Annotated in this window: 34 protein-coding genes; 8 read left to right on the top strand and 26 right to left on the bottom strand. The window is 56.0% G+C overall.

From position 1 onward, the window contains the following. The 6 genes from NP603_RS15665 to NP603_RS15640 all read right to left on the bottom strand — a co-directional run. Positions 1-527: 4Fe-4S dicluster domain-containing protein (locus NP603_RS15665; protein WP_256611871.1), on the bottom strand; the 527-nt coding region annotated here is incomplete at its 3' end. Position 528: 1 nt separating this feature from the next. Next, the gene (locus tag NP603_RS15660) at positions 529-978 is read right to left on the bottom strand and encodes a hypothetical protein (RefSeq protein WP_256611870.1); all 450 of its coding nucleotides are present in this window, start codon (positions 976-978) and stop codon (positions 529-531) included. A 3-nt stretch (positions 979-981) separates the two neighbouring features. Then, positions 982-1,944, bottom strand: a complete 963-nt coding sequence (locus tag NP603_RS15655; protein WP_256611869.1) for a DUF364 domain-containing protein — start codon at positions 1,942-1,944, stop codon at positions 982-984. Positions 1,945-1,953: 9 nt separating this feature from the next. After that, positions 1,954-2,331 (bottom strand): hypothetical protein, encoded by a 378-nt coding sequence (locus NP603_RS15650; protein ID WP_140911756.1) that lies wholly within the window; start codon positions 2,329-2,331, stop codon positions 1,954-1,956. Then, positions 2,328-2,834, bottom strand: a complete 507-nt coding sequence (locus NP603_RS15645; protein ID WP_256611868.1) for a hypothetical protein — start codon at positions 2,832-2,834, stop codon at positions 2,328-2,330. The genes NP603_RS15650 and NP603_RS15645 overlap by 4 nt, the downstream gene beginning before the upstream one ends. A 3-nt stretch (positions 2,835-2,837) precedes the next feature. After that, positions 2,838-3,161, bottom strand: coding sequence for a (2Fe-2S) ferredoxin domain-containing protein (locus NP603_RS15640; protein ID WP_256611867.1), 324 nt, complete (start codon positions 3,159-3,161; stop codon positions 2,838-2,840). Between the two features lie 58 nt (positions 3,162-3,219). Between NP603_RS15640 and NP603_RS15635 the strand changes: the two genes are divergently transcribed. Then, positions 3,220-3,609: a hypothetical protein gene (locus NP603_RS15635; protein ID WP_256611866.1), complete on the top strand. Its 390-nt coding sequence runs from the start codon at positions 3,220-3,222 to the stop codon at positions 3,607-3,609. On the opposite strand, the gene fdxB is transcribed toward NP603_RS15635, so the two are convergent. The 6 genes from fdxB to nifE all read right to left on the bottom strand — a co-directional run bounded on the left by fdxB (position 3,581) and on the right by nifE (position 8,305). Beyond that, complete coding sequence (gene fdxB, locus NP603_RS15630; RefSeq protein ID WP_256611865.1) at positions 3,581-3,892, bottom strand: ferredoxin III, nif-specific; 312 nt, start codon at positions 3,890-3,892, stop codon at positions 3,581-3,583. The genes NP603_RS15635 and fdxB overlap by 29 nt on opposite strands. A gap of 8 nt (positions 3,893-3,900) precedes the next feature. Further along, the gene (locus NP603_RS15625) at positions 3,901-4,116 is read right to left on the bottom strand and encodes a CCE_0567 family metalloprotein (protein ID WP_256611864.1); all 216 of its coding nucleotides are present in this window, start codon (positions 4,114-4,116) and stop codon (positions 3,901-3,903) included. A gap of 8 nt (positions 4,117-4,124) precedes the next feature. After that, complete coding sequence (locus tag NP603_RS15620) at positions 4,125-4,598, bottom strand: NifX-associated nitrogen fixation protein (RefSeq protein ID WP_256611863.1); 474 nt, start codon at positions 4,596-4,598, stop codon at positions 4,125-4,127. 369 nt (positions 4,599-4,967) lie between these two features. After that, the gene (nifX, locus tag NP603_RS15615; protein ID WP_256611862.1) at positions 4,968-5,399 is read right to left on the bottom strand and encodes a nitrogen fixation protein NifX; all 432 of its coding nucleotides are present in this window, start codon (positions 5,397-5,399) and stop codon (positions 4,968-4,970) included. Positions 5,400-5,443: 44 nt separating this feature from the next. After that, a complete protein-coding gene (nifN, locus tag NP603_RS15610; protein ID WP_256611861.1) occupies positions 5,444-6,841 on the bottom strand; it encodes a nitrogenase iron-molybdenum cofactor biosynthesis protein NifN in 1,398 nt (465 codons plus the stop codon). Positions 6,842-6,856: 15 nt separating this feature from the next. Then, positions 6,857-8,305 carry a nitrogenase iron-molybdenum cofactor biosynthesis protein NifE gene (gene nifE, locus NP603_RS15605; RefSeq protein WP_256611860.1) on the bottom strand — a complete coding sequence of 483 codons (1,449 nt, stop codon included), beginning with the start codon at positions 8,303-8,305 and terminating at the stop codon, positions 6,857-6,859. 192 nt (positions 8,306-8,497) lie between these two features. On the opposite strand from nifE, the gene NP603_RS15600 reads away from it, so the two are divergent. Further along, positions 8,498-9,352 (top strand): ion transporter, encoded by an 855-nt coding sequence (locus tag NP603_RS15600; protein ID WP_256611859.1) that lies wholly within the window; start codon positions 8,498-8,500, stop codon positions 9,350-9,352. Positions 9,353-9,355: 3 nt separating this feature from the next. On the opposite strand, the gene NP603_RS15595 is transcribed toward NP603_RS15600, so the two are convergent. From NP603_RS15595 to NP603_RS15580, 4 genes are all read right to left on the bottom strand, one after another. Next, the gene (locus NP603_RS15595) at positions 9,356-9,883 is read right to left on the bottom strand and encodes a phosphate-starvation-inducible PsiE family protein (RefSeq protein ID WP_371928880.1); all 528 of its coding nucleotides are present in this window, start codon (positions 9,881-9,883) and stop codon (positions 9,356-9,358) included. Between the two features lie 11 nt (positions 9,884-9,894). Next, positions 9,895-10,359 (bottom strand): Hsp20 family protein, encoded by a 465-nt coding sequence (locus tag NP603_RS15590; protein WP_256611858.1) that lies wholly within the window; start codon positions 10,357-10,359, stop codon positions 9,895-9,897. Positions 10,360-10,549: 190 nt separating this feature from the next. After that, the gene (locus NP603_RS15585; protein ID WP_256611856.1) at positions 10,550-10,750 is read right to left on the bottom strand and encodes a YgaP family membrane protein; all 201 of its coding nucleotides are present in this window, start codon (positions 10,748-10,750) and stop codon (positions 10,550-10,552) included. Positions 10,751-10,759: 9 nt separating this feature from the next. Continuing rightward, positions 10,760-12,037, bottom strand: a complete 1,278-nt coding sequence (locus tag NP603_RS15580; RefSeq protein ID WP_256611853.1) for an NAD(P)/FAD-dependent oxidoreductase — start codon at positions 12,035-12,037, stop codon at positions 10,760-10,762. Between the two features lie 200 nt (positions 12,038-12,237). On the opposite strand from NP603_RS15580, the gene msrB reads away from it, so the two are divergent. The 5 genes from msrB (at position 12,238) to NP603_RS15555 (ending at position 19,047) form a co-directional block, all read left to right on the top strand. Further along, positions 12,238-12,633 carry a peptide-methionine (R)-S-oxide reductase MsrB gene (msrB, locus tag NP603_RS15575; protein ID WP_256611852.1) on the top strand — a complete coding sequence of 132 codons (396 nt, stop codon included), beginning with the start codon at positions 12,238-12,240 and terminating at the stop codon, positions 12,631-12,633. Then, complete coding sequence (locus tag NP603_RS15570) at positions 12,630-13,931, top strand: M18 family aminopeptidase (RefSeq protein ID WP_256611851.1); 1,302 nt, start codon at positions 12,630-12,632, stop codon at positions 13,929-13,931. Before msrB ends, NP603_RS15570 begins: the two co-directional genes overlap by 4 nt. 82 nt (positions 13,932-14,013) lie before the next feature. Further along, positions 14,014-14,559, top strand: coding sequence for a YfiR family protein (locus NP603_RS15565; RefSeq protein WP_256611850.1), 546 nt, complete (start codon positions 14,014-14,016; stop codon positions 14,557-14,559). Beyond that, positions 14,552-16,912 (top strand): EAL domain-containing protein, encoded by a 2,361-nt coding sequence (locus NP603_RS15560; RefSeq protein WP_256611849.1) that lies wholly within the window; start codon positions 14,552-14,554, stop codon positions 16,910-16,912. The genes NP603_RS15565 and NP603_RS15560 overlap by 8 nt, the downstream gene beginning before the upstream one ends. Before the next feature lie 8 nt (positions 16,913-16,920). Then, positions 16,921-19,047 (top strand): TonB-dependent receptor plug domain-containing protein, encoded by a 2,127-nt coding sequence (locus tag NP603_RS15555; RefSeq protein ID WP_256611848.1) that lies wholly within the window; start codon positions 16,921-16,923, stop codon positions 19,045-19,047. 1 nt (position 19,048) lies between these two features. Here the strand turns inward: NP603_RS15555 and NP603_RS15550 are convergent, their stop codons facing one another. From NP603_RS15550 to ffh, 9 genes are all read right to left on the bottom strand, one after another. Next, positions 19,049-19,471: a response regulator gene (locus NP603_RS15550; protein WP_256611846.1), complete on the bottom strand. Its 423-nt coding sequence runs from the start codon at positions 19,469-19,471 to the stop codon at positions 19,049-19,051. An 88-nt stretch (positions 19,472-19,559) separates the two neighbouring features. After that, a complete protein-coding gene (gene lpxA / locus NP603_RS15545) occupies positions 19,560-20,345 on the bottom strand; it encodes an acyl-ACP--UDP-N-acetylglucosamine O-acyltransferase (RefSeq protein ID WP_256611845.1) in 786 nt (261 codons plus the stop codon). 2 nt (positions 20,346-20,347) lie between these two features. Beyond that, positions 20,348-21,232, bottom strand: a complete 885-nt coding sequence (xerD, locus tag NP603_RS15540; RefSeq protein WP_256611878.1) for a site-specific tyrosine recombinase XerD — start codon at positions 21,230-21,232, stop codon at positions 20,348-20,350. Further along, entirely contained in the window at positions 21,229-21,675 is a 447-nt protein-coding gene (locus tag NP603_RS15535) for a methylated-DNA--[protein]-cysteine S-methyltransferase (protein ID WP_256611844.1), read from the bottom strand. The genes xerD and NP603_RS15535 overlap by 4 nt, the downstream gene beginning before the upstream one ends. Before the next feature lie 154 nt (positions 21,676-21,829). Beyond that, positions 21,830-22,177: a 50S ribosomal protein L19 gene (gene rplS / locus NP603_RS15530; protein ID WP_054759399.1), complete on the bottom strand. Its 348-nt coding sequence runs from the start codon at positions 22,175-22,177 to the stop codon at positions 21,830-21,832. Between the two features lie 12 nt (positions 22,178-22,189). Continuing rightward, positions 22,190-22,930 (bottom strand): tRNA (guanosine(37)-N1)-methyltransferase TrmD, encoded by a 741-nt coding sequence (trmD, locus tag NP603_RS15525; RefSeq protein WP_256611843.1) that lies wholly within the window; start codon positions 22,928-22,930, stop codon positions 22,190-22,192. 6 nt (positions 22,931-22,936) lie between these two features. After that, a complete protein-coding gene (gene rimM / locus NP603_RS15520; protein ID WP_256611842.1) occupies positions 22,937-23,446 on the bottom strand; it encodes a ribosome maturation factor RimM in 510 nt (169 codons plus the stop codon). A 10-nt stretch (positions 23,447-23,456) separates the two neighbouring features. Continuing rightward, positions 23,457-23,708 (bottom strand): 30S ribosomal protein S16, encoded by a 252-nt coding sequence (gene rpsP, locus NP603_RS15515; protein ID WP_256611841.1) that lies wholly within the window; start codon positions 23,706-23,708, stop codon positions 23,457-23,459. Positions 23,709-23,796: 88 nt separating this feature from the next. Further along, positions 23,797-25,152: a signal recognition particle protein gene (gene ffh, locus NP603_RS15510; protein ID WP_256611840.1), complete on the bottom strand. Its 1,356-nt coding sequence runs from the start codon at positions 25,150-25,152 to the stop codon at positions 23,797-23,799. Positions 25,153-25,278: 126 nt separating this feature from the next. Between ffh and NP603_RS15505 the strand changes: the two genes are divergently transcribed. Further along, complete coding sequence (locus NP603_RS15505; protein WP_256611839.1) at positions 25,279-26,079, top strand: cytochrome C assembly family protein; 801 nt, start codon at positions 25,279-25,281, stop codon at positions 26,077-26,079. A gap of 16 nt (positions 26,080-26,095) precedes the next feature. Here the strand turns inward: NP603_RS15505 and NP603_RS15500 are convergent, their stop codons facing one another. Next, positions 26,096-26,293 carry a hypothetical protein gene (locus NP603_RS15500; RefSeq protein ID WP_256611838.1) on the bottom strand — a complete coding sequence of 66 codons (198 nt, stop codon included), beginning with the start codon at positions 26,291-26,293 and terminating at the stop codon, positions 26,096-26,098. Positions 26,294-26,351 lie beyond the last annotated feature (58 nt).

Raw genomic sequence — 26,351 nt, 5'->3', positions numbered from 1 at the left:
CCGAGCGCCGGCTCGCAGACTAGGCGCTCGGCGGCCGCCAGATTCAGTTTTTGCAACAGGCCGCTCGCCCGTAACGGCTTTTGCAGACCCGAACGCAAATACAAGGTAACCAACGGCAACAAGCTGCGCCGCCAGTTTTTATGTTCGATCAGACGCAGCGCCAATCCGGCAAGCCAGGACGGCGGCTGCAATTGCGTCAGTTTGTGCCGCGCCAGGTCGAACAGTTCGCCGTATTTCATCCGGCTCGGACACACGGTCTCGCAAGCCCGGCATTGCAGGCAGTTATCCAGATGGCCGCGTTCCTCGGCGCTGAGCGCTTCGTCGCGCAACACTTTTTCGATGCTGCGAATCCGCTGGCGAGGGGTTTCGGCGTCGGTTTGGGTCAAACGGTAGGTCGGGCAGCCGGTCACGCACATGCCGCAGCGCATGCAATCCTGCGCCTCCGGAATATACGGGCCGGCGTTGGCCGGGAACGCTGCGCCGCTATCCTCGCCGGCATCCAAGCCAAAATCCATGTAATCGAACACGCTAACCCTCCATCATCGTTTCATAGGCGCGGCGCAGCAATTCCATCTCGGCCGGCGGCCGGCCGCGCAGTTCGGGTAAGGTGCGCATCCGGCAATCCAGGCTTTGCATCAACCGGTGCGGCGGATCGAGCAGTTTAAAGCGGGCGATGTAGACGGTGACGATGCCGCCGGGCGTGTCGACCGACTGTTTGTAGCCGGCCTCGGCCTGCAACAAATCGGCCTCGAAACCCAGCAACTTGTTGATTGCATTGACCAGCGTCGCCGGATGCACGGTCAACCCGGCCGCTTCGCCGCCGTCTTGGTCCAACGCGGTCGACAGCGCCGGCAGCGGTTGCGGAAAACAAACGCTACCGTTGGCTTGCTGGGCGAATAAAGTCAAAGCACTGATATCGCCCTTGTATAACAGCAACAACCGGTGCCGCTCGAATTGTTCCGGTACAGCCAAGGTCATGCTTTATCCGGCGGCATAGTTGTCCCATAACGATTTAAAACTGGTATCCAAGCGCGACAAACGGCTGTTCAATTGGTCGAGCAGCGAATACTGCGGAAATCGCGCTTTGTTGCCGGCGTCGTACCATTGCTGCATCGCTGTGGTCAGTTGCGACTTTTCGGCAAAACAATCGGCGATTTGCTGCTTCAGCCAACTGATGCTGCGTTGCGGCGCCAGATCGGCAATCCGGTAGCGCAAGCCGTTATGGAAAATCCGTACCCCGCCGCCCTGGGCCGCGGTGTGGTACAGCGCTTGCGGGTCGACGACTTCGACGCCGGCCAGATAATCGATGCCGAACTCGTGCAATTGCGGCAACCAGGGCACGGTCGGCCCCATCAAAACCGTGGTGGCATGGGCGGCCAGTTCGGTCAGGCGCGGGAAGGTCTTGTTGGTGATGCTGCTGCCGGTCAGAAACACCCAATCGGCCTGCGGTAGCAAGAACTCGCACGCCGAGTCGGGCAGATCGGACGCCGTCGGCTGCCGCTCCAGCACCGTCAGCAACATTTTGTCCTGGTAGCGTTCGATGCCGGGATAGCGGCCGATTACCACCACGTGCTTCCCTTGCAATTGCGGCAGAAAATAATCGAACACCGCCAGATTGGCGTGTTCGCCGTGGCAATCCAGCGCCACCGATTCCGGCAGCGGCCGGGCGTTGATGCAACTGTTGATCGCCGCCATCGCCACGGTGGCCTTGAACGGATCCCATTCGGTAATCCAGGCCGCCAGATCGGTGACCGGCTTGCCGACCAAGGTCCCCGACCAGGTCAAGGTGCGCGTGGCGAGGCCGGGGCTCATCGCCAGACCGGCCGTGGCCTTGCCCTGGCTTTGGCATACGGTCCAGACCAGGCCGATCATCAGATTGTCCACGACAGCATCGCTGCTGCAATAGTCCAACAGCAATTCGTACAAGCGTTTGGGATTAGCCATAGCGCCTCCTTATTGCGGAGTTTCCAACAATTTTGCTTCGGTTTTGATGTTGTCCTGCCGGCCCCAGGCGTTGATGGCCTCGACGAACCAGAGCTTCTTGGTCGGGTGCGGCTTGACCACGTCGTATTCGGCGTAAAAACTACCGTCGCCGTGGAATTTGATCTGGCCGATGCGCTGTTTGCCGGCGTTGTACCAATATCCCACCAAATCCCGGCTTTGGGTGAACGGATCGGTGACCAGACTGAAAACCGCGGCGTCGAAGTCCGGCAAACTCAGATCGGTCTGCAGCGGAAAACCCAGCTTGACGATATTCTCGGTCATGCGCTGGCATACCGCCTTACCGAAGCTGCGTTTGGCTTCAACTTGTTGTTGCAATTCTTCGCTCATGCCGCATCCTCCGCCAAGGCCTCGGCCAAGTGCATGATCACCGAACCGCCGGAACGGTCCAGCGGATCCAGTTGCCGCAGCACCGCCAGCACCAGCCGGGCCTCGTCCTCCAATTGCAGACGCAGGCGGATGAAGCCCAGCGCTTTCAAACTGTACAGGTAAAACAGGCAGACGTCGCTGGCGTACATATCCCACTGCTCGGATTCGGCCGCCAATTGCCGGTAATCGGCGGGAAACCCGCCTTGGCGCGCCGATTCCGCCAACGCCGCCAAGGCTTCGCGCTCGGCCTCGGCCAGATGGCCCTGGTAGAAATAAAATTTGTACAGCGCGAAATAGGTCTGCAGGCAGGCCGGATCGAGCTGTTGCGCCTGCTGGAAATACTTTTCCGCCAGCGGTTTATCGGCATGGCTGGCCGCCACGGCCATTTGCAGCAGCTTGTTCACCGCCTCGGGCACATCCGGGCTGAACAGCACCCGCTCTTCCAGAAACGCCACTCCGGCCATGGCCTACCAAACCTCGGCCGGCACTTGCAGCGCCTCGACCGGCGCACCGCCCAACAAATGCTGGTCGATGATGGTCTTGACGTCGTCTTTGGTAACTTTGCCGTACATGACGCCTTCCGGATAGACCAGCACGCTCGGGCCCAGCGTGCAAGGCCCCATGCAGCCGGTGTTGGTCAGGCCGATTTTCTCGAACAGATTCCGGGCCTGGATCTGGTTCATGAATTCATTCATCACCTCGGCGCAACCGCTGGCCGAGCAGGACCCGCGCGGATGGCCTTGCGGACGGGCTTGAGTACAGACGAATACGTGTTTTTCGGGGCGTGGCATGATAGCTTTCCTTTTTTAAGATAAAAAAATTGGTGTCGCTATCGCGACGTGAATTTGAATGTCGGTTCTCGGACCGACAGCCGAGATACTTTCGCTACGAAAACCATCCTTGGTTTTCGCCCTATCGGGCCAGCCTTTGGCTGTTCAAATTCGTTCCAAACGAATTTGTGCGTCGCCAAAAGAAAGTATCCAAAAGAAACGACATCCGGATTTCGCCCTTATCCTGCGCGTCGCGTTTTTTGCAGGGGTTGGCGAAAGGGGCTTCCTGCCCCTTCGCCAACGAGAGGCATCCCTGCCGCTCCCCTTCGGGCGAATCCCGCAAAAAAACTGCGCGCAGGATCAAAGCGGCATCCGGGTCGCCGCTAAGGACATAAAATCCGTCCCCACCCAACAATCAGCCGCGACTCAAAAGCTAAAAATCAAGCCGCAACCTTATGCTGATGGGTAAAACAATCCTTCGGACAAACCTTGGAGCAGGCTTCGCAACCGATACAGTCGGCGGCGTTTTTCAGGCTCATCACCATACTGTTGTCGTCGTCCTCGAAATCTTCGTAGTCGTCGTCAGCCGCATCGGCCAACGCCTCGTCTTTCTCGACCAGATCGAACACGTCGCGTGGACAAACCTTGAAGCAACGGCCGCAGCCGATGCAGGCGCGCTGGTTGATATCGGTCACGTAGGACGGCGTCCAGACGGTGCCGCCGAAGGTAACGCCGGTTACAAATTCGCTCATCGTTCCTCCTAGGCTGAAGTGGCGCTGGCCGCCAAGAATTTCTTGTTGGCTTCGTCCCAGGCCTTGCAGGCATCGTAGGTGGCTTGCGCCACGCCCATCAGTTCGCCGTAGGCATCGGGCAACCGGTCTTCGATCAGATCGTGAAGTACCGACGCCGCCTCGTTGGCCAGGCGTTTGGTTTTCTTCACTTCTTTTTCCAGGGCTTTAATGTCTTCGTCGCTCATAATTCACCTCAAGCTTCGGCCACTTCTTTGTATTGCTCGATCAAGCCCACGGCTTTGTCCAAAATCTTGTCGGTTTTCTCGTTCAACTCCTCCAAACTGCCGAAACCGAAGCGGTGCACGTCGCGCAAGACTTTATCGACCGCGATCAATTTGCCGACCAGCACCAGCGCCCGGCCGAAACCTTCGTGGGTGATGTTGATCACCGGCACCGCCATCAAACCGGTGCGTTTTTCCACCAGCGAGGCAATCGCGTTGTAATAGGCCTTGACCCGGGCCAACGTGATCTCGTCCGGATCGCCAACGATAGGAATCTCGCGTTTACGTTCCTTGGTCATGATGAGCGGATCGATGATTTTCTCTTCCGACCAGCCTTCGTAGGTATCGTAGGTATCCATCGCCCGAAGCTGCTTCAGCATTTCGACGACGATGTCCGAAGTCATCAGTGGATCGCCGGCTTCGACGACAAGTGCGGGTTGGGACATGGTGGTTCTCCTATATTTAAGTATCAAATCTTTTCTACGGCTTCTACTATCGCCAAGCCGTTCCCCCGTATGCCGCACCGAGCATCCGTGGCGTTTATCGAGATCAGCCCGATGGGGCGCCGCAAGGATGCGGCGCGGCGGCGGAGGGGCTGGGAAGCCCGTTCTGCCGACCCTCGATAAACGCCACGGAGCGCAGGAAAAAAGCGGCTTCCGGGTGTCTTTTCTTTTGGATACTTTTCTTTGGACAAGCAAAGAAAAGTATCTCGGCTGTCGGGCCGAGACCCGACTTCTAACCAATCCGTCGCGATAGCGACACAAAACCTGTTTTCGGGGTGGGCACAAAACCTGTGCCCACGCTAAGCATCAGCACTATTCATCCCACCCCTCATCCTCCATCGCATTAAACCGGTCGGGATTCGGTCCTTTATGCTGGTTGATGGCCTTGGCTAGCCAAGTCGACGGGCCGGCTTTCATTTCGTGTTGCAAGTCGCCGATCAAATCCTTGATGGTGGCACCTTCCTGGACCTTGATCGGCTGGATGCCTTGGGCCACGATCTGCTTGATCGCCGAGGCGCCGATGGCCTGGCAGTAGACCGCCGCGCAACCCTCCAGCAATTGAATCTTCACCGACAATTTGTCTTCGTTACCATCCTGCGCCAGTTCGCCGAACTGGGCCGCTTCCAGCATCTCCGACTGCTCCGGGTCCACGGCATAGACCGCAAACGATCTGGCGGAACCGAAATGCTGGTTGACGTGAACCATGTCGGTGGTGGCAAAAGCGACTTTAATGGCGGTTTCCATAGGCATCCTCTGGTCTGGGGCATGCAATACCTGCATGCGGCGTGCTAATGACATGACGGCGAGCAGGCTTGGCGTTCGTTTTCCGGCTTCTGCGCGTACGGCGAGTAGTACGGTTCGATGTCCTCGTGGGCGAAATTGATCACCAGATTGGCCAGATCGAACAGAGTTTGGCGAGAGCCGCGGTAGCCGATCCAGGTTTTCTGGTAGCCGCCGATGATGTCGTACAACGGAAAGCCGACCCGCAGAATCGGAATGCCCAAACGTTCGGCACTGGCAACCGCATGCGAGTTACCTATCAACAATTGCGCCTTGCCTTCTCGAGCCAGGTTTTCCAAATCTTCGAGGTCGCCGATCTTGACGCTGGCGACCGGCGTCGTCGCCAGCACCGGCGCGTTGCCGGCCGCAACCGCCGCAACCACTTCGGCGCCCATGCCGGTGACCAGATGCGCCAACGCGTTCAGTTGATCCGGATCGCCGGCAATCGCCACCCGCAATTGGCCGAGCATGAAATGGGTATCCAGCATTGCATCCTGCAATTGCGCCCGCTGCCGTTCGATCCTGCCCGGTACCGGCATTTCGCTGATGTCGGCCAACGCGCAAATCAAGGCATCGTTGGCTTGCAGACCATAGAGATGGTCGAAGAAATGGCTGGGAACGCCGGTTTTTTCCTGCAACAGTTCGCCGGCTTTGCGCAGCGACGCGCCGATCACCAGCGTGGCGCGGGCTTCGCCCAGCGTCTTCAGCTCCGACACCGGGGTACCGCCTATCGTCACCGGCGAAAAATCGTCGTCGGTCAAACTGCCGTCCAGCGAATCGGAGATGTCCGGCACCAGCACCGGCCGTAAATTGAATTGCTCGATCAGATCGCGCAAAGCTTCCAAATCACCGGGAGTCAGCATCGGACTGACCAGGACGTTGACCTGGCGCTGGCGGGCTCCGGGCTTGGTGCCGGCCTCCTCGGCATCCGGCACCAAGCTGCGTACGATTTCGGTCAGCGTCGCTGCATAGCCGGTTTCGACGCAACCGGTAAAGTCGGGCGTGTTGACCACTACGACCGCGACATGGTCGTATTCGGGATATTTGGCGCGAAATTCGCGCAGGTTACGCTGCACATCGCAACCCTGGGTTTCGGCCAAGCCGGTGGTCAATACCGCAATCAGAGCCGGATTGGATTTCTCGGCAATGATCTTGATGCCTTCGATCACGTTCTCGTCGGCGCCCAGCACCGAACTGGCCTGATCCATCGCCGTGGTTTGCAACGGAATCGGTTCGCGGAAATGGCGCACGAAAAACACCTTGGCAAACGCGGTGCAGCCTTGCGAGCCGTGCAGCATCGGGATCGCCCGGTCGAAACCCAGGCAAGCCAACGAGCCGCCGGTGGGTTGGCTGGCTTTCAGAGGACTGACCGACAGGGCTTTGTTGCGTTTCAGAATTTCGGCCATGGCGAAATACCCCGGTTAAGCGGCGACGGGCTCGGCGAACAGCATCGCCTGTTCCGAGGCTTTGGCAACCTTGGCCGCCGCCTTCCACGGCGCCGGCGCCCTGACCGCTTCCCAGACCGGGCTTTCCAGCGTCAAAGCCAATTGCCGGACCAGTTCCAGCATGCCTTGGTAGCCTTCGTAGCCGAATTCGCGTTCCTGATTGATGTCCAGGAACGGAATCCGCGCTTTCAAGGCGGTGTACATATTGCGGCCGCCGGCGATCAGAATGTCGGCCTTGTAGTCGCGCACGACTTTCAGCAAGGCTTTCGGGCTGCCGTCTTCGATCATCAAGGTGTCTTCGCCCATCAGTTCGCGAATCCGGGCTTTGTCTTCTTCGGTGGATTTCTTGGTACCGGTGGCGACCACGACCATACCCAAATCTTGCAGCGCCGAAATCACCGACCAGCTCTTGACGCCGCCGGTAAACAACAGTACCCGTTTGCCTTTCAGGCGTTCGCGCCACGGTGCCAAGGCTTCGCGGATCCGGTTTTCCTCGCGGGCGATGATGGCTTCGGTACGGGCGGTCAAATCCGGATCATTAATGACGCGGGCGAAATCGCGCAGGGCCTGGCTGGTATCGGTAATGCCGTAGAAACTGCCTTCGAACCAGGGTATCCCGTATTGCTGCTCCAATTTGCGCGCCACGTTGATCATGGCTTTGGAGCAAACCATCATATTGACTTCGGCCTTGTGCATGGTTTGCACTTCGCGGAAGCGGGCGTCGCCGGACAAGGTGCACAACACGCGCAAGCCCATTTCGTCCAGCAGCGGCAATACGTGCCAGAATTCGCCGGCGATGTTGTATTCGCCGACCAGATTGACATCGTGGATTTTGATGCCGGCTTTCTCCGCTTCGATTGCGGCCGGCGGCAACGGATCGGGGTCGCGGGTGCCGACCACGTATTTGATCATCGCATCGGCGGCGATGCGGTTGCCCAGGTTTTTGGTACCGTAAAAGCCGGCGGCGTCGATCGGCACGACCGGTACGCCCCAGCGCTCGGTGGCTTCTTTGCAGGTGGCATTGATGTCGTCGCCGACCAGGGCCGGCACGCAGGTGTTGTAGATGAATACCGCCGGCGGATTAAAGGTTTCCACCGCTTGCTTGATGGCATGGAACAGGCGTTTTTCCGAGCGGCCCATGACGATGTCCTGCTCGGTCAAGTCGGTAGTCATGCCGATCCGGTACAGGTCCGGGCCGGACGAACGGGTGCCGCGGTTGTCCCAGGAACTGCCGGCACAGGCGATCGGGCCGTGCACGATATGAGCGACGTCGGCAATCGGTAACAAGGCGATTTGGGCGCCGTCGAAGGCGCAGCCGCCGGCGGCGGAGCCGGGTTTGGGTTTGGCGCAGCCGGATTTTTCCTTCTTGTTATGCTCGCATGCCGGTTCGTCCAGCATTTCGGCAATGTCTTTGGTCGATTTCATGGCACAACCCCAAGTTTTTTGTAGAACTTATTGCAACCGGTGTGCCAACTACTAAAACCGTATTTTTCAAAGACTTGTGCGGATTTTTTTTGTAGCAAACCCGACAATCGGCGATTGCGACCAGACAAAGTGGCGTCCGCGTTCGACGCGCTTATACTTGCGCCTATCGCATAACCATCCTGCACGCCGCCGATGAGACCGAACCGCAATCCGCACCGCTATAACCAAGGCCAAGCCCTGTCGCCGTGGCGGGAGGCCTTGAACCAAATCATTTTCGGCTCGGAAACCGCCGCCGGCCGGACTTTCGACCTCTTGCTGATCGTTGCCATCCTACTCAGCATCGGCGTCGTGATGCTGGACAGCGTAGCCGAGATCCAACAGCGTTACGCGGACGCGCTGTTCCGGGCGGAGTGGGCATTCACGGCTTTGTTCACGCTGGAATATTTACTGCGGCTGGTGTGCGTGCGCCGGCCTTGGCTGTATATCCGCAGTTTTTTCGGCATTATCGACTTGTTGTCGATTCTACCGGCCTATCTGGGTTTGCTGCTGCCCGGCGCCGGCTACATGCTGACGCTGCGCGTATTGCGGCTGCTGCGGATTTTTCGGATTTTGAAGCTTTCCGAGTATCTCGACGAAGCCAATGTACTGGCCGTAGCCTTAGCCAATAGCCTGCGCAAAATCACGGTATTTCTGTATGCAGTGTTGACGCTGGTCGTCGTCTTCGGCGCGCTGATGTATGTGGTGGAAGGACCGCAAGCCGGCTTTACCAGCATTCCGAAAGCGGTGTATTGGGCCATTGTCACGATCACGACCGTCGGTTACGGCGATATTGCCCCGAAAACGGCCTTGGGGCAGTTGATCGCATCGGCCATCATGATCATGGGTTACGGCATCATCGCCGTACCGACCGGCATCTACAGCGCCGAATTGATCAACAGCCGCAATAACCGAGGCCTGGACAACCGCGCCTGCCGCAACTGCGGCGCAGCCGGGCACGATTTCGACGCGGCGCATTGCAAGTATTGCGGCGAACGCATCGGCGATTGACCGTCAGCGCTGGACGCGGTCGTCGCGCTCGCGCATCAGCCAGTAGACGCAACCCAGCACCAACAAAGCGCCGGACAACGCGGCAATGTCGGCGGCCACCAGATGCTTGGTATCCAGAATGATGAATTTGCGGCTGATGGCCAGGATCGCGATCAGGATCACCGTTTTGACCTGGATGATGCTGTCGCGGCGGGCGACGACGCGCAATATAGAGTGTTTGAATTCCATCGCAATCAGCAAAGTCATGATCATGCCGAACAAAGCCTGAAACACGCCGGGATAGGTGGGATCGGCAGCCTCGAGCACCGTGGCGAATACTTTGAGCGCCAGACGGTACAAAGCGCTGACGATCACCAGCGAAATCAGCGCGACCAGCACCAGAGCCACGCATTGCTCGAATTTCTCGTAGAACGACAGCAGTTTCCATTCTTCGTAGGGTAACGCCAACTGCCGGCTCGGGTTGGCCCCGGCGGTTTCCGGCGGATGCTGGCTCCGCCCGCAGACAGCGGATTCCATCGGTCCCGTAGTCATTACCGTTCGGCTCAGGCGATCGGCAACGTCGCTTGATTCGGATGAAGAACTTGGCCTACGCTATCGATCTCGATGCGCCGCGGTTTCATCGCCTCCGGAATTCGCTTAACCAGCCTGACGGTCAGCAACCCGTCGCGGTAATGGGCGCCGCTGACCTCGGTGTGCTCGGCCAGATTGAAGCGCCGCTCGAAATTGCGGCTGTAGATGCCTTGGTGCAGGAAGCGCCGTTTTTCGGCGTCTTGCGGCTTCTCGCCTTTGACGGTCAGCACGTTGTTTTCGGTTTCTATCTGCAACTGCTCCGGACTGAAACCCGGTACCGCCAAACTGATCGCAAACTGGTTATCGCCAACCGCTTCGATATCGAAGGCCGGATAATCGTGATTCGGCCGATCGCTTTGCAAAATGCCGTCCAGCATTGCGGCCCATTGGCCCAAACCCAAGTTGGGACGGTAAATCGGCGTATATTCGACTCTCATAGCTTTTTCTCCCCAATTCAAGTTATGTCTTTGAAAGAAACAGGTTTTAACCGAGCTGCAAGGCCCGGACACCGAGAATTTAGGGGCGGCGGAGGAAACTTCAAGAGCGCTCGCGCCGAAATTTTTTTCGATCGGGAGCGGTAAAAAGACCTAACCGCCATAGGACGGCGGTTAGGCTAGAGGGAACAAACTAAAACGCGCAGCCGGGTTTTACGCCGAACTTTTTCAGAATGATTGCCAACGGGCAAAAGCCGGTGAACGACGCCTGCACCAAATTGGCACCGACAAAGGCGGTAAACCATAACCAATTCGGCGAATGCCAATGCGCCAAGGCCAGGCTGGCCAGAATAAACGAACCGGCAAACGCCATCACCAAACGATCGATAGACATAAGCACCTCCTATTTCAGGCGCACCACGCCCATAAATTTCAACATCATCCGCTCGTAGAACGGCTCGCTAATACCTTTTCTGATTTTGCGCATGAAGTATTTTTCAAAGGCTATTTTGGCTAGGTGTACCCATTTGCCGTGGTTGGACCAGGTCGTATTGCGCGGCGGGATTTGCGGTACCGCCAGAAACGCCACGCCGGTATCGCCCAGGTCGGCCAAACACAACGCGCTCAAACTCGGCTTGTCGGACGGCTGCAGGCCAGCCAGTTCGTCGCGGATGTTGTGGGCGGTCGCCGTCACCATCGATTCGATCATGTAACCGGTTTTCGGGGTACCGACCGGCACCGGAGTTTTTTCGACCGGCGGCAAGGCGACGCAGACGCCGACCGAATAAATGTTCTTATAGGTCGGGTTACGTTGGTGCTCGTCGACTATGACGAAGCCGCGCGGATTGGTCAGGCCTTCCGCGCCGCTATTGCGTACCGCATCGACTCCGGTGAAGGCCGGCAGCATCATCGAATGCTTGAACGGCAGTTCGTGCTTCTTCTTCTCGTTGCCGTCGTCGTCGACTTCCGTGACGTACATCATGCCGGCTTCGATCTTGTCCACTTTGGCGTTGGTAATCCATTTGATGGTCTTATCGCGTAGCGCGCTTTCCAACAAGCCTTTGGTATCGCCGACGCCGCCCAGGCCCAAGTGGCCGATGTAAGGTTCGGAAGTGACGAAAGTCATCGGCACCTTGTCGCGGATTTTACGTTTCCTTAATTCGGTTTCGATGATCATCATGTATTCATAGGCCGGACCGAAACAGGAAGCGCCTTGCACCGCGCCGATCACGATCGGCCCCGGATCGGCCATGAAGCGGTCCCAATCTTCGGCGGCCAACGCGGCGTGGTCGACGTGGCAAACCGACGAGGTATGCCCGCCATGCGGCCCCAAACCGGGCACTTCGTCGAAGGCCAGTCGCGGACCGGTGGCGATAACCAAATAATCGTATTCGACCGAACTGCCGTCGGCCAGATCGACTTTGTTGTTTAGCGGATCGACTTTGGTAGCGGCCTTCTGGATAAAGGTGATGCCTTTTTTCGCCATCACCGGCGCCAATTCGATTTTCAAATCTTCCGGTTTACGCCATTTCGGCGGCACCCACGGGTTGGACGGCACGAAATGGAAGGTTGGCGAATCGGAAATCACCACCACTTCATGCTGTTTGCCAACGGTTTCCTTCATTTCGTAAGCCATCGGCACACCACCGATACCTGCACCTAACACTACGATTCTTGCCATGACATTCTCCTCGCTGATATTCAGATGAACACGATATTGAGGTTTGATTATCGAATTATTGTTGTTCTACGCCGCAAAATCATGTGACCAAAGAATATTAGAATTCTCTAACATTATCAACCGAAATATTTCGCCCGCTTCAGCTGCCCGGCCGGACTGAGTACAATGGCCGCCGACACCCACTGATATGGATGGCCATCATGACCGACTCACACGATCCCGAACAATTCTGGCGGAAAAAACTGACACCGGAGCAATATCGCGTTTGCCGCGAAAAAGGTACCGAGCCGCCGTTCACCGGCAAATACACCGATTGCGAGGAAACCGGCATCTACCGTTGCGTCTGCTGCGGTGCAGCCTTGTTCGACTCCGAGCATAAGTTCCACTCCGGCTGCGGCTGGCCCAGCTTTTGGAATCCACTGCAAGCCGATAGCCTGGACGAGCACCTCGATACCAGCCACGGCATGCGCCGCACCGAAGTCACCTGCCATTCTTGCGGCGCCCATCTCGGCCATGTGTTCGAAGACGGTCCGCTACCGACCGGCCTGCGCTATTGCATCAATTCGGTGGCGCTAACCCTGGACAAGAAAACATGAACGCACATCGGCAAGTACAGGATTTGCTGGATTTTATCGACGCCAGCCCCAGCCCCTGGCACGCAGTGACCAGCATCGAGCAACGTTTGCAGGCATTTCAGTTCCAGCGCCTGCACGAGGGAGACGCCTGGAGTCTGGCGGCCGGCGGCCGCTATTACGTGATCCGCGACGATTCGTCGATTGTGGCATTCGTGGCGGGACGGCTGGATTTGGCTAGCAACGGCTTCAAGTTGCTGGGCGCCCACACCGACTCGCCGGGACTGCGAGTCAAGCCGCAACCGGTCTTGGAGTCCGACCAAATCCAGCGCTTGGCGGTCGAGATTTACGGTGGGCCGATCCTGGCAACCTTTACCGACCGCGATCTCAGCCTGGCCGGCCGTATTGCTTTCAGCCGCCCGAATGGCAGGATCGACAGCCGTTTGCTGCGCTTCGACCAGCCACTGCTGCGCCTGCCTAATCTGGCGATCCATATGAACCGCGGCGTCAACGAAGACGGCCTGAAACTGCAGAAGCAAAACGAATTGGCCTTGGTTTTGGCCAGCGCCGCCGACCAATTGCCCGCAGACTATTTTCGCCAGTTGCTGGCCGGCGCCGCCGGCATCGATGCCGACAGCCTGATAAGTTGGGAATTAAACGTTTACGACACGCAGAAGGGCGCATTCTGGGGCAACGACCGCTTATTTTATGCTGACAGCCAGTTGGATAACTTAGCATCCTGCCACGCCGGTTTGAGCGCGATTCTGGACGATACGGTGCTGAACGGCGGCAACACGTTGGTCTGCGCCTTTTTCGACCACGAAGAGATCGGCAGCGAAAGTTGCAAAGGTGCAGCCGGCAGCTTTTTGTCCGATGTGCTGGAACGCGTCGCCGCCTGTTGCTGCGACCGGGCCGACGGCTATCGCCGGGCCTTGGCCCACAGTTTCATGGTTAGCGCCGATATGGCACACGCTTATCAACCCGGTTTTCCCGGTGCGTACGAACCCGGCCACAAAGTGATCGTCAACCGCGGCCCGGCCATCAAGATCAACGTTAACCACCGTTATGCCTCCGAATGCCTGTCCGAAGCGGAATTCATCCGTTTTTGCCGGGAGGCGGACGTCCCCTACCAAAAGTATGCCCACCGTGGCGACCTGCCCTGCGGCAGCACGATCGGCCCGATCGCGTCGGCCAAACTGGGCGTGCGCGGCGTGGATGTCGGATCGCCGATGTGGGCCATGCACAGCGTCCGCGAAAGCGCCGGCGTGTTGGACCACGGCTACATGATTCGGGCGTTGCGGGCTTTTTTCTGCAGCCAGTGATTTTTCAACTATTCTTGCCAGATGATTTTTTCCGGCAGGCAATAACTTGGTTTCCGTTTTTTCCTTTGCTGAGGCTCGGCCCTTGCGGCGCATTTGCGTCGCGTTCGGCTGGACCGTTTTATGTTGGTGCACAGCCCCCAAAGCACAGGCCGAAGATAACGAATTGGAATACAAGGTCAAAGGGGCTTACCTTTACAATTTCACCAAGTTCATTACTTGGCCGGCCAAAGCCAGTCCAACCTTCAACATCTGCATCATCGGCAACGATCCGTTCGGCCACTTGCTCGATCCGCTGGAATCCAAAACGGTACAGGATAAACCGATCAAGCTGATCCGTTACGACTCGGCCAAGCAAGCGCGCGATTGCGACATCGCCTATTTCGACAATCCGGACCAACGCCCCGAGCAGCCGCTGGCCGGCGTATTAACCGTGGGCTCGTTGAAAACCGCGTTGACGGTCAGCAGTCAGCCGTTTTTTGCCGAATCCGGCGGCATGATCGGCTTCGTATTGGACGACGCTAAAGTCAAATTGCACATCAATCTGAAGGCGCTGAAAAAAAACGGCCTGACCGTAAGCGCCAAACTGATCGAAGTCGCCACGCTGGTCGAAGGGGGCGAAGTTGAGTAAGTTCTTCGCCCAACTGTCGATCAAGTCCAAACTGTTCGCGATCGCAATCACCTCCAGCCTGTTTTCGATGCTGTTGGCTTTGGTGATTCTGGTAGCTATCAACATCAACGAGGTCAAACGCAAGGCTCTGGACGACCTGCTGGCCGTCGCCGGCCTGATCGCCAATCGCAGTATCGCGGCGGTAATGTTCGACGATGCCAATCTCGCCAAGGAAAACCTGGCTTCATTGGCCAATCTGCCCGATCTGCGCAGCGCCTGCGTTTACGACAAAGAGGGCGGCCTGTTTACCGCACTGGACAAGCCTACGACCGATTGTCCGGCCGGCCTGCAAGGTCTGCGCACCCACTTCGACGAATTGTCGTTATATGTCTACCAGCCGATGCTGCTGGACGACGAGACCATCGGCGCAGTGTATTTGTCGTCCGACCTGAGCACCGCGTTCTGGCGGGAATTGCAATTCGTCGGCGTGGTGCTGCTGGTGCTGTTCGTCGCGCTGTTCATTACTTTTCTGCTGACCGCGCCGCTACTGAACCGGGTGGCCAAACCGATCGCCCAGTTGGCGCGTACCGCGCAAAAAGTCAGCCGCGGCCACGATTATTCGTTGCGGGCCGAGAAGCACAGCAGCGACGAAATGGGCATCCTGGTGGATGCCTTCAACGACATGCTGGACACGGTCGAAACGCAGAACAAGGCGCTGGTCAGCGTCAAGAACAATTACCAGGCACTGTACGACAATAACCCGACCATGGTATTCAACTTGGACATGGAGGGGCAGATTATCTCGGTAAACCGTTTCGGCGCCCGCCAATTGGGGCTGGGCGTCGAAGAATTGCAAGGCTGCTCGATATTCAACTTCGCCCATCCGGAGGACCTCGGCAATTGCAATCAATTTCTGCAAATATGCCGCAACCATCCAGAACAGGTGCACAAATTGGAAAGCCGTATCGTCTGCCGCAACGGCAATACGATTTGGGTCAGAGAAACCGCACGCCTAGTCAAGGACGAAAACAATCTGCCGCATTTACTGCTGGTGTGCGAAGACATTACCGAAACCCGCCGGCTGTCGGAAAAAATCGCCTATCAGGCCAGCCACGACGAATTGACCGGCCTAGTCAACCGCCGCCAATTCGATATCCATATTCAGAACCTGGTACTACAGGCCCAAGCCGACAATAGCAACCATGTCCTGTGTTACCTCGACCTGGACCAGTTCAAAATCGTCAACGACACCTGCGGCCATTTGGCCGGCGACGAACTGCTGCGGCAACTCGGTGAAGTGTTGCGGCAACAGGTGCGGAAGATGGATATCCTGGCGCGGCTGGGCGGCGACGAGTTCGGCATCCTGATGTCTTATTGCTCGCTGGAGCAGGCCGTGGTCACCGGCGAAAAACTGCGCAACGCGATTTGCGATTTTCAGTTCGCCTGGGAAAACCGTAGTTTCAGCATCGGCGTCAGTATCGGCGTGGCGCCGATCAACCGCTCCAGCGGCAACGCGGTGGACGTGCTGAAAGAAGCCGACGCCGCCTGCTATGCCGCGAAGGAGAAAGGCCGCAACCGGGTGCACGTGTTCAGCCCGGACGACGAGGAATTGACCTTGCGCCAGGGCGAAATGCAATGGGTGGAAAAAATTCGGCTGGGTATCGAACAAAACCGCTTCCAGCTATTCGGCCAATTGATCGTGCCGGTGACCCATAACCACGAGGCCTTGCATTTCGAAACGCTGATCCGCTACCGCGACGACCAGGGCAAAATCATCCCTCCGGGCGCGTTTTTACCCGCCGCGGAACGCTACAACATGGCACCGCCGTTGGACCGCTGGGTCATCGCCACCTTGTTCGAGTATTTGGCAACCACGCCCGATTTACTGCGCCGCCTGGAAATGTGTTCGGTCAATCTGTCCGGCCTGTCGCTATCCGACCAAACCATGCTCGGATTCATCGGCGAACAATTCCAAAAATGGCGGATCCCGACCGAGAAGATCTGTTTCGAGATCACCGAGACCGCGGCGATCAGCAACCTGTCCTACGCTCGACAATTCATGGAGTCGCTGCGCGGCAAAGGTTGTTCGTTCTCGCTGGACGATTTCGGCAGCGGCTTATCGTCGTTCGCTTATTTGAAAAACCTGCCGGTCGATTATCTGAAAATCGACGGCTTATTCGTCAAAGATATCCTGGAAGACCGGGTGGATCTGACCATGGTCAAGTCGATCAACGAAGTCGCCCACGTGATGGGCAAGAAAACAATTGCCGAGTTTGTCGAAAACGAGTCTATCTTTGATCTACTGCAAACCCTGGGCGTCAATTACGCACAAGGTTACGGCATCGCCAAGCCGGTGCCTTTACGGGAACTATGAGATTACTTATGTCGGGTGTTTTAAGGAAACGGCTGTTCAAACCGGGTTTGTGGCTGACGTTGATCGGCCAGGCAGCGCAGGCGGAGCAAAGCCTGAACGAATTGCTGGATATGTCGCCGGCGGAGTTGGCCAATATCTCGGTAGCGATCGCCTCGGGCACGTCCAGACCCATCGCCCAGTCCGCAGCCGTGACCAGTGTCATCACCGCCGAACAAATTGCGGCGATGGGCGCCACCGAATTGCACGAAGTGCTGGAAACCGTGCCCGGCATGCACGTCACGATCCAACCGGTGACCAACGATTACAGCTATACCATGCGCGGCATCCGCAACGAAACCAATTCCGAGGTGTTGCTGATGATCAACGGCACCCGTTTTTCGGTACCTTACCAAGGTACGCACATGGCCGGCATGATCATGCCGGTGGAAAACATCCAGCGCGTCGAAGTAATTCGCGGCCCCGGTTCGGCACTTTATGGCGCCGACGCCTTTGCCGGCGTAATCAATATTGTCACCAAAAAAGCCGCCGATATCGATGGATTCAACGTCGGCGCGCGCGGCGGCAATGCCGATACCAAAAGCGCCTGGGGCCAATACGGCGGCAAATGGCAGGGTTGGGACGTGGCCGGTAGCTTGCAGTACAGCCACAACGGCGCCGACCCGGACCGGATTATCCAAGCGGACGCGCAAAGCCAGATCGACCAACTGCTCGCTACGCACGCGTCACTGGCGCCGGGACCGATGCAGACCCAAAACAAACGCTGGAACGGCCATCTGAATCTGCAACGCAAACACTGGGACTTGGGATTCTGGGCCTTTAACGAATCGGATTACAGCTTTAGATCGGGCGCTTTCGGCGCATTGGACAATAAAGGCAAAGGCAACGGCAGCAACTATCTTGCAGACATTCGTTATTCTACCGAGGATGATATCCAGGATTGGGAATTGCAAGCCCACGCCAGCTTCTTGCATACCGATGTTGCGGCCGACATCTACGGCTTTCCGCCGGGATCTATCCTGCCGCTGGATGCCAGTGGCAACGTCACCGGCCAACCGGCTTTGATTAACGCCTTCGTGCCGTTTCCGAACGGCTTACGTTTCGTTGCCGGTTTCAAAAACACGGTACCCAGTTTCGAACTCACCAGCATATATAAAGGTTTTTCCAACCATATCATCAGGATGATCGCCGGCTTCCGCTACGAGGAACTCAACACCCGGGAAGCCCGTAATTACGGTGTCGGCATTACCAATCTCGGCGGTCCGCCGCAAAATCTGACGGGGACGCCTTTCACTTTTCTGGACGACCACCACCGCGACATCTGGTCCGCCGCGTTTCAAGACGAATGGCAATTCGCCACTGATTGGCATTTGACGACCGGCTTGCGTTTCGACCACTATTCCGACTTCGGCAGCACGCTAAACCCTAGGGCAGCGCTGGTTTGGGATGTCAACGAACAATTCACCAGCAAATTGCTTTACGGCCAAGCTTACCGGGCGCCGAGCTTTTTGGAGCAATACCAACAAAACAGCACGCTATTTCTAGGCAATCCGAGTTTGAGTCCGGAAACCATCGCCACCACGGAATTGGCGTTCGATTATCATCCGAGCAAAACGCTCAGAACGGCATTGAATTTGTACCATTATGAAATCCACGACCTGATCAGCGGCCCGATCGCCAGTTCGGCCACGTTGACCGAGCAAAACACTTCCGGCCAGGACGGCTACGGCAGCGAGTTCGAGTGGGATTGGAAATTTCTGCCGGATTGGAATTTACGCGGCAACTATGCCTGGCAGTTTGCCCGCAACGAGGCGACCCACACTCGAGTCAGCAACGTTCCGGAACACCATGTGTATTCGGCATTGGCCTGGAATTTTTTACCGAAATGGCAAATTCAGACCCAGATCAACTGGATCGGCCACAGGCTGAGCAACCCCGGCGATAGCAGACAGTTAAAAGATTACGAAACGGTGGATCTGACGCTGAACGCGAAAAAATTGCTGGGGTATCTGGATTTGACAGCCTCTGCCCGCAATTTGCTGGATGCTCGCGGCACGGAACCGGCCACTGCCAGCTATCCTAATAACCTACCAATCAGTGGCCAGACGTTTTACTTCGAGGTAGGTTTACACTATTGATTTACAACACATCCTGGCCGGCATAGTTTTTATGGACGGCATCCAATAAACTGGCAACGAGTTTGCGACTCAACCAAGCTTCACCGGCGGCGACAGCCCGAATCATGCGATTGATATAAACCGCAAGGCTGCCGCTGTTTTGGTAGCCCTTAGCGCCGGCCATGATGCAGTTCACCACTATATCGTTCGCTAGATCCTCCCCGATAATCACGATATTGCTGGCCGGACTGGCGTTTAGCAACAATCCGGTGTATTCCGCGGTATCTGCGCCGCGTAGCGAATAATTCAACAAAATCAGCCCGGGCTTATCCAGTTCCGCGGCATTTAGTGCCTGTATTTCGTCGATATAAAACGCCACTTCGGCTTCGGCCATCAGCAGCAACGGCTCGATTTGTCCGGCATTGTCGATTACGTGTATTTTCATGGCGATTAGTACTAGCGTTGTGCCGATGTAGGCGCCGAGTTTGTTACTCAACCGGTCCAATGGAGGTTCGCAACGGGCCTAACTCCCTTTACTCGTTATCGGTTGACGATATCGACATGAATCCGTGCATTCCGCGCTTCGAATCGGCCGCCAACCAATCTTTTAAGTATTGCAGTTCTTCGGTAGATTGCAATTCGTCAAGGCTTTTTTTATTTCTGAGCAATCGGAATGCGGCGGAAAGCACTTTGTATCGATCGCCGACGATACCAGCACGCCGCAAGCCGACGATATTCAACCGGTAATGCTTGGCCGGTCGGCCACCAATCAACGTGAACGGTATCACATCCATATTGATGCCGGTCGTACCCTGCACAATGGCGTACGCTCCGACCCGGCAAAACTGGTGGACCACCACGGCGCCGCCCATGAATACGTTAGACCCAACCTCCACGTGGCCGCCAATCGCGACATTGTTAGCGAAAATGGTTTTATCGCCAATCCGACAATCGTGAGCGACGTGGCTGTTATTCATGAAGTAGCAGCCTGATCCGATTACAGTGGCCGCGCCGGGCTTTGTGGCTCTGTGGGCGGTGAAGCCCTCCCGAAACACATTACCATCGCCGATTTCCAACCATGATTCGGTCTCGGCACGGAAGCCGGTATCTTGCGGCAACCCACCCAGCACCGCATGAGGATGCAAAATGTTATCCGCCCCCATTTTGACTTGAGCATGCACTACGGCATGAGCGCCGATTCGACTTCCGGAACCGATACGAGCGCCGGCTTCGACCACCGCAAACGGTCCGACGCAGACGTTTTCCGCTAAAATCGCGCCGCTTTCGACGTAGGCCGTTGGATGGATCAAATTAGTCATGTTTAACCTCTGGGATGGTGTTGGCGATGAAGTTCTTTCAAGCGCTGCTGAGCGATATGCGTATAAATCTGCGTCGTCGACAGATCGGAATGGCCGAGCAACAACTGCACCACGCGTAAATCGGCACCGTGGTTCAACAAGTGCGTCGCAAAGGCATGGCGCAGGGTATGCGGCGACAACTGTTTATCGATCCCCGCCTGCTTGGCATAACGTTTGATAATATGCCAAAAAGCTTGCCGTGTCATGGCACCGCCGCGTGCGGTAACGAATAAATAATCGCTTTGCCGCCCGCCCAATAACGCCTGCCTGGCGCCGCTGATGTAACGCTCCACCCAATCCATCGCTTCTTCGCCGACCGGGACTAAACGCTCTTTATCGCCTTTGCCGATAACCCGCAAACATCCCTGGCGAAAATTGATCTGCGAAAAACTCAAACCAACCAGTTCTGACACGCGCAGCCCGGTCGCATACAAGATCTCCAGCATGGCTCTATCCCGAAACCCCAGATTGTTCGCGATTTCAGGAGCTTGCAGCAATGCTTCAACATCGTTCTCGGACAACGAACCCGGCAAATACCGGCCTAATTGCGGCGCGTCCACCAATTGGGTCGGGTCGGCGGCGATCGTTGCCTCACGCAACAAATAACCGTAGAACCGTTTCAAACAAGATAATTTGCGCGCCGTCGAGCGGCTCGAAATACCGGCTTGCCGTTGGCTGGCCAGAAAGGCGCGGACATCGCTATCGTCTGCCGCCGGCAATTCCTTATGCTTCAACCACGCGGCAAATTGTTTCAAGTCGCTGCCGTAGGCGGCCAGCGTGTTATCGCTCAAACCGAATTCCAACCACAACGCATTCAAGAAAGCTTCTATGGTCTGGGCCGAATTCATAGTTTCGAATCGCACAAACGGCTTTCGTAATCGAGCAACCGGCTTTTTAACGCGACGAATTCGCCATCGGCTTGGCCCATAAATCCGCCAATTCCGTTACTGGCGACGACACGGTGGCAAGGAATAATGCCGGCATAGGGATTCCGTCTACAACCCGCAGCAACGGCACGAGGCGCCGAGTCCAAACGTTTTGCCAACTCGGCATAAGTTAAAGTCCGGCCGACCGGTATTGCCGACAAGGCATGCCAGACACTGTTGCTAAACTCGCTACCCTGGCTTAATAATTCGAGCTGCAATTCGGTGCCGTCGGGATCCAGCAGATATTGCTGAACCCGCTGCGCTAGACAGGTGGTATCTTTGCTCGCCGCAAGCGGCTCCAAACACCAGGAGGCGTCGACGATAACCGAACCGCGCAGGGTTAACGCCAATTCGACATCGAACACAGGAACGCCTATTTTGCAAGGCTCCCCGTTTGCAATTGACTGCCAAACAATGTGCAAGGTCATGGTTCACTCGAAATGGACGGCAAAAAAAAGGCGGCTTGGTAGCCGCCTTTTCTGCAACCGATCCGATTGCCAGCAATCGGATAGCAACGGCTTAAGAAAGTCTTTCTTTAATCCGCGCGGCTTTACCGGCCAGATCGCGCAGATAATACAACTTGGCACGGCGCACATCGCCGCGGCGTTTGACTTCGATGCTGCCAACCGCTGGGCTGTGGGTCTGAAACACACGCTCGACACCCACGCCGTGGGAAATTTTTCTGACGGTAAATGCGGAGTTCAAACCGCGATTACGCTTGGCGATAACGATGCCTTCAAAAGCCTGCAATCGCTCGCGGCTACCTTCGGTCACCCTGACTTGAACAACCACGGTATCGCCCGGACCGAATTCAGGGACGTCTTTTTTCAGCTGTTCCGCTTCCAATTCTTCGATAATTTTACTCATAACCACACCCTATTAAACAACTTCGTTTCTAAATTCTTTCAGCAAAGCATCCTGCTCTGCGGTCAATTTCAGTTTTTCCAGCAAATCCGGCCGCCGTAACCAAGTTCTGCCCAAGGCTTGCTTCATTCGCCAACGCCGGATTGCCGCATGGTTGCCGCCCAGTAACACCTCGGGAACATCGCCAAGTTCGCCTCGTTCCGGACGCGTGTAATGCGGACAATCCAATAAGCCATCGGCATGGGAATCCTGCTTGGCCGACTCTTCATCCCCAAGCACTCCAGGTATCAAACGGCTAATTGCATCTATCACAATCAACGCCGCCAGTTCGCCGCCGCTGATTACGTAATCGCCGAGCGACCATTCATCGTCGCACACGCTTTCGATAAAACGTTCGTCAACACCCTCGTAGCGTCCGGCAACCAGAATTAAGCGTCGACTCAAGCTGGCTTCCTGCAACAGGGGCTGCGTTATCAGGCGCCCTTGGGGGCTCAAATAAACGACTTTGGCGTCGTCAGCCGGCAGACTGCGTTTTGCATCGTTTACCGCATCCAACAAGGGCTGGTACTTCATTACCATGCCGGGACCACCGCCGTATGGCCTGTCATCCACCGTTTTGTGCCGGTCGTGCGCGTAATCGCGCGGATTCCAAACCGATAAACCAACCAAACCTTTTTCTATGGCTTTACCGGTCACACCATAGCCGGCCGCGCCGAAAACCATGTCCGGAAAAAGGCTCACAACATCGAAATGCATGTCGGCCTAAAAATCGGGGTCCCAATCGGCGACGATCAACCCGGCAGCCAAGTCGACTTTCAAAATCGTAGCAGGTTGCAGAAACGGTATTAGCCGTTCGGTTTGGCCGTCGACGACGACCAATACGTCGTTTGCTCCGGTCTCGAGCAAATGATCGACGCTACCTAACCTGTAGCCTGCTTGGTTTTCTACTGATAGGCCTATCAAATCGGCCCAGTAGAATTCACCCGCTTCAGGCTCAGGCAATTGCTGCTTGCGAATCAAAATTTCCGAGCCCATCCACTCGGCGGCAGCATCTCTGTCGCCAATATTTTCCAGCTGGGCAACAATCAAATTGCCTTGGCGGCGACCGCCAACGACTTTCAATTCATGGCGTTGGCCGTTTTTTTGTAACAGCCATGGCGAATATTTCAGGATATTTTCGCGGGGATCGGTAAAAGAAAACACTTTTACCCAGCCCTTTACACCAAAAACGCCGGATATTTGTCCGACGTTCAGATACTCCCCTGACTGCAAGGTTTAAGCGTTACGCGGCGGCTTTGGCAGCGTCTTTGATCAGTCTGGCAACGCGGTCGGTCGGCTGAGCACCATTGGCTTTCCAATATTGAACCCGCTCAGTATCCAAAACCAAACGTTGCTCTCCGCCACGCGCCAACGGGTTAAAAAAACCGACCCGCTCGATATAGCGGCCATCACGGCTGCTTCTGCTGTCGGTTACGACAACATGATAAAAAGGACGATTCTTTGCGCCGCCTCTGGACAAACGAATGCTTACCATTTGAATACCTTAAAAAACATTGAATCAAAAAATTTAATCAAACTATTCTACGCGATTTTACGAATAAGTGAAGGACAAATTGCGAAGATCACATTCTCAGGCCGCGCATGTTGCTTTTCAAACCGCGCATCATGTTGGCGATATTGCCTTTGCTGAACTTCTTCATCATCTTTTCCATCATTTGATGCTGTTTCAGCACGCGGTTTACCGCCTGCAAATCCAAACCGCAACCGTCGGCAATACGCTGCTTGCGAGTACCCTTAATCAAATCGGGAAAACGCCGCTCCTGTTTGGTCATCGAATTGATCACAGCAATCTGATGCGCCAAATCCTTGTCGTTGACCTTTTCTCTGATGTCTTTCGGCACACTATTCATGCCCGGCAATTTGTCCATCATCGCCCCTAAACCGCCCATATTTTGCATCTGCACTAACTGCTCCTTCAAATCATCCAAATCGAAGCTTTTGCCTTTCTGCAGTTTCTTGGCCAATTGCTCGGCTTTTTTCTTGTCGACTTTTTGCTCGATATCTTCGATCAGCGACAACACGTCACCCATACCCAAGATACGCGATGCCAACCGGTCCGGATAAAACGGCTCCAATGCATCGGTCTTTTCGCCGACACCGATGAACTTGATCGGTTTGCCGGTGATGTGACGTATGGACAATGCCGCACCGCCACGAGCATCGCCGTCAGCCTTGGTAAGGATTACACCAGTTAAAGGCAGCGCATCATGGAAGGCTTTTGCAGTATTGGCCGCGTCTTGACCGGTCATGCTGTCGACGACAAACAAGGTTTCGATCGGCTTGATCGCAGCATGCAAAGCCTTAATCTCGGCCATCATCTCGTCGTCGACATGCAGACGGCCAGCCGTGTCTACGATCAAGACGTCGACGAATTGGCGCTTGGCTGCATCCAATGCGCGATTGACGATATCGACCGGATTCTCACTGGCTTCGCTGTCGAAAAACTTCAGACCGATGTCATCGGCCAGGGTTTGCAACTGTTTGATCGCCGCCGGCCGGTAAACGTCGACGCTAACCACGCCGACTTTTTTCTTTTTCTTTTCCTTAAGGTGACGGCCCAGTTTGGCGACCGTCGTAGTTTTACCTGCGCCCTGCAAGCCTGCCATCAACACGATGGCCGGCGGATTGGTGCGCAGGTTCAGCTCCTCATTGGCAGCCCCCATCACTTTGACCAGCTCCGATTGCACCACCTTGATCAGAGCCTGGCCCGGCGTCAAGCTGGCTTGCACTTCTTGTCCGAGCGCGCGCTGAGTAACCTGCTCGATAAAATCGGTCACTACCGGCAGAGCGACATCCGCTTCCAGCAAAGCCATCCGCACCTCGCGCATGGTTTCCTGAATATTGCTCTCGGTCAGTCGGCCTTGGCCTTTTATTTTTTTTAGTGCGCCACTCAGGCGATCGGATAAATTATCGAACATAGATACGTCTTGTTTAGCTGGTTAATTACGACTCGTTCCGGCTCAAGCGGAGTTAGAACAATACTCGAGCTTAGTTTAACATAAGGCCTACGCAACGCCTTTTGATAATTGTTTCTCGCGGAACTCATGAATATCGCAATCGCCGGCATCTTCTCGGTTTTATGTTATCTAACCTCGGCCACCTTGATCGGCAAGGACCTTTTTGCCAGACAAGACCGCCGACCGCTGCCAATCCGCTTGGCGTGGATCGCCACGGCTTTGCACACGGTTTATGCCGCGACGATTTTTCTGGGGGAACAGCCTTTTAACTTCGGTTTTTTCAATGCAGCCACTTTAGTTGCTTTGGTAATTTCCTGGTTTTTGCTGTTTGCTGCGTTAGATAAGCCGGTCGAAAATCTCGGCGTTGCTGTGTTCCCGTTAGCGGCCGCATTGATCGGCCTGGATATGATTTTTCCGGAAACGAATCATCCGTTAGTGACGCACAACTGGCAGATGGGCGTGCATATTCTGACTTCGATCGTCGCCTTCAGCCTGCTGAACATCGCGGCGATTCAAGCCATCCTGCTGGCGATCCAGGACCAGCAATTGCGCAGCCATAACCCCAAAAAACTGATGCTGGCGCTACCCCCCTTGCAGGCCATGGAAACGTTGCTGTTTCAGATGATAGGCACCGGCCTGTTTTTCCTGACTGCAGCATTATTGAGCGGTTTCGTTTTTATTGAAGACATCTTTGCCCAGCATCTGGCCCATAAAACCATCCTATCGATTTGCGCCTGGCTAATCTTTTCCGGACTGTTGCTCGGGCGACTGCGTTACGGCTGGCGCGGCAGTACCGCGATCCAGTGGACACTGGCCGGCTTCGTGCTGCTGTTGCTGGCCTATTTCGGCAGCAAACTAGTGTTGGAATTGATATTGAAAAAAATCTGAGCGCCGCAAGCGAACATCAAGCGTAAGTATCGATTCTGCCTGAAGTCTGCACGGCGACTGAATCAATCAACTTCAGCGCTGCTTCTCCCTGTGCCGCCTGGACTTCCTGACCTTTTTTGACGACCGCTACCGCTAGATTTTGTTTGGCCGAGGCCTCCTGTAGCACCGCTGCAAGCAAGCCTGATTTGTTAACACCGGTTACCGAATCGACCATCTGACACCACCACGAGCACTGTTGATATGCCAAGGTTATCGCCCGATTGCGGCGTTTC

Origin of the sequence: Methylomonas aurea, from assembly GCF_024505045.1 — a bacterium.
In the GTDB taxonomy this organism is placed as follows: domain Bacteria; phylum Pseudomonadota; class Gammaproteobacteria; order Methylococcales; family Methylomonadaceae; genus Methylomonas; species Methylomonas aurea.
The sequence above is the reverse complement of the archived record's forward strand: the minus strand, read 5'-3'. Positions and strand labels throughout refer to the sequence as shown.